The organism is Hyunsoonleella sp. 2307UL5-6 (assembly GCF_047345485.1).
Taxonomy (GTDB): Bacteria; Bacteroidota; Bacteroidia; order Flavobacteriales; family Flavobacteriaceae; genus Jejuia.
In genome coordinates, this window is sequence record NZ_JBLFEN010000022.1 from 1 (window position 1) to 2749 (window position 2749).

General features: G+C 31.5%; 4 protein-coding genes. All 4 read right to left on the reverse strand.

Translation table 11 applies throughout. From position 1 onward, the window contains the following. Positions 1-321: 321 nt before the first annotated feature. A complete protein-coding gene (locus tag ACKGJY_RS15430) occupies positions 322-1104 on the reverse strand; it encodes a hypothetical protein (RefSeq protein WP_413974796.1) in 783 nt (260 codons plus the stop codon). 169 nt (positions 1105-1273) lie between these two features. Next, a complete protein-coding gene (locus ACKGJY_RS15435) occupies positions 1274-1660 on the reverse strand; it encodes a hypothetical protein (RefSeq protein ID WP_413974797.1) in 387 nt (128 codons plus the stop codon). After that, the gene (locus tag ACKGJY_RS15440; RefSeq protein WP_413974798.1) at positions 1644-1901 is read right to left on the reverse strand and encodes a hypothetical protein; all 258 of its coding nucleotides are present in this window, start codon (positions 1899-1901) and stop codon (positions 1644-1646) included. Before ACKGJY_RS15440 ends, ACKGJY_RS15435 begins: the two co-directional genes overlap by 17 nt. 135 nt (positions 1902-2036) lie before the next feature. After that, positions 2037-2603 (reverse strand): hypothetical protein, encoded by a 567-nt coding sequence (locus tag ACKGJY_RS15445; RefSeq protein ID WP_413974799.1) that lies wholly within the window; start codon positions 2601-2603, stop codon positions 2037-2039. Between the last annotated feature and the right edge of the window lie 146 nt (positions 2604-2749).

Consider the following 2749-nt stretch of genomic DNA (forward strand, 5'->3'; position numbering starts at 1 on the left):
TGAGAGAAAATAGATTGAAACGATAAGATTGATAATGCAATTAGTAAATGTTTTTTCATAAATTCAAATTATTAGTTTTTAATGTTCTTTTAGTCGAGTAAGTTTTTCGCTATTACTGGCAACGGTCCAGTATATGAAAAGTAGCGCTGAAAAAGTGCGCTATCCATTCGGTTAAACTCAAGCCGAATTTTTAAATTTTTCTATTTATCTTTCTTTTCTCAAATAGCCAAATTTAAAAATTTGGCGACCTTGTAAATGCGCCCGAACCTTTGTGTTAGCAAATGCTCGCGCTATTTTTTATATACATTGTTAGGCAACGTATTACTCCGCTGGTCTATACATTTTATATCTTACTTTCATTTCTTGTTCAACTCCTCTGCTATTTCCAAAGCCTCGTATTTTTTTTAGTGTTTCTTCATAATTGGGATGTAAACCACCTTCACATACTATGTCGTGAATTTCATCTTCAAAAATTATAACTCCACGTTGATAAATATGAATTATTAAAACATCGGTATTATAATATTCCACACTATTTTTCCGTCGCACATAGTTGTAGCCAGTCAGACGCTCATTTGGAAAACCGTATTTATCAGTCATTTGCTTAAAATCTGATATAATTTTAGACGCTCCATTTATCAGTTCATCTAAAGATAATTCTATTTTTCGAGTTCTCCAGTCGTGATAATTACTATTGAATTCTTTATCTCGGCTTATTAAGTCAAGTAAATCATCTCTTAATTTTGGGTTATAATTCGCATTGTAATAATCAGAATAGGTTTGAAAATCAGCGTTGAATTGCTCATACCAACTTGATTTTTTGTAATATCTAAAATATCTTAATGGAATTCCACCTTTTGCCAATCGGATTGCAATTTGTTCAGCCCATCTTGTGTCTTTTGCTTTTAGAGCAACTGAAAAAGCTAAATGTAAATCGGCACCTAATGGATGGTCAGTTTTTGTAAAAGCGAGCCTTAAATTCTTTTTCGCATCTTCATATTTTTTATCAGAATAGTTTTTGTACGCACGTTCTACTAAAGGATAATATTCTGCGTATTCACAATTTTGAGCAAGCAATTTTGCCGTAAAAATCAGAGTTGTCAATATTAGCAGAATGTTTTTTTTCATATGTTGCCTAACGTGTTTGTGTATGATTTCGTTGCGTGTTTCAGCAACTAATTTAGCAAATACAAACTGAATAGAAAATCCGCAAGGATTTTCGTAAGCAAGCCTTTACTAGCAATGAATTATACACGGTGTTGTAACCAGTTTTTTATTCCACTTTTTTTATTAATTCAGTTATTTCGTCAAGACTCAATTCCATTAATTTTCTATGAACAAAACCAAAGAAAAACAAAATAAATATCGTTGTTACGACTCCAAATAAAATTCCGTGTTCTAATATAAATCCTACTGTCCATATTATTAAAAAAATCAGCACAAAAATCAGAAGCATTTTTTTTGGTTTTGCTGTTAATCTAACTTCAGAAGAGTTTATTTCGCAAACAAAGTCATAGAACGTTTTTCCATAAATTGTCATTATTCCATTTGTGATATCGATTTTTTTATGATTGAATTTTTTAATAGAGTTCACTAATTCCGATTCTGATTTTTCTGTTTTGACTGTTCTGTCAATTTGGAATTTATTTATTTGGGTCATATAATTTGGGGTTTAGTCCAGCCATAGTTGATAAAACAACAACTATTAAAATCAAAAATCCGACACCTAAATAAAACGCTTTATAGTAATATTTCTTAATCCCGCTTTTTGAGTCAACTTCATTGAGAATTTGCTCATATGTAACTTTGCGTCCTTTGATTTTGTAGTAAATCAGTAAAAGAGTGGCTCCAATGTAACCAATAACTAATTGTTTTATTATTATGTTATAAAGTTGGTTCACACGGTTTTCTTAAATTGGTTACAACGGTCTCGTATAACCGTCAGTTACGGGTTAATATGCGTTAATTTTCGATTTAGCACAGACTTTAGCAATTCCGAGTGGATTCGGACGTAGTCGAATCCGCCGTAATTGCGGTTATACATTGTTGGCTACAGTTATTTTTAATTCCACGTGTTTCATTAAATATTCCGAAAACCATTTTAAATCATTCAAAACGTATTTTTCGTTTTCATCATCAAATCCGAGTATTTGATGCCTTCTTTCTTCGTTGTCAATTAGGTAAAGGTTTCCCTCATAAGTTTCTTCATCAATTTGTTCGGCAGAATATTCAAAATCCTTTATATTTTTTGAATCAAACGTATATTCGCCAAATTCATTTTTTACTTTGATTACTTTATAGTCAAGAGTTTTTAAATTGTCGTTTGATTGTTTTTTTGCTCTTATTCGTGATAAGTTGAAAAATCCAGTTCCGAATAAGAATATAATTCCTGCGATTATTTTCCCGCGATTTGCTCCGATAAATTCAATATTGTTTAAAATCATCAGTAAACAAATTCCGATTCCACCAATAATTGGTAGAGCAACAAGTCCAATTAAAGTTCCATAATCAGTTTTAGGTTTTCCGATAACTATTTTTCCATTTTCATTAGAATATGAAATTTTATGTCTTTTCAATTTAGATTCTAAAATTGAAGTGCTCATTTGCGTTTTGTTTTAATTGTAGCCAACGGTCTCGTATAACCGTCAGTTACGGGTTAATTAGCGATTATTTTCGGTTACGCACTGACATTAGCAATTCCGAGTGGATTCGGACGTAGTCGAATCCGCCGTAATTGCGGTTATACATT

Coding starts and splice junctions, on each gene's coding strand:
- ACKGJY_RS15435 (WP_413974797.1), bottom strand. CDS start 1,660: ATGACCCAAATAAATAAATTCCAAATTGACAGAACAGTCAAAACAGAA.
- ACKGJY_RS15445 (WP_413974799.1), bottom strand. CDS start 2,603: ATGAGCACTTCAATTTTAGAATCTAAATTGAAAAGACATAAAATTTCA.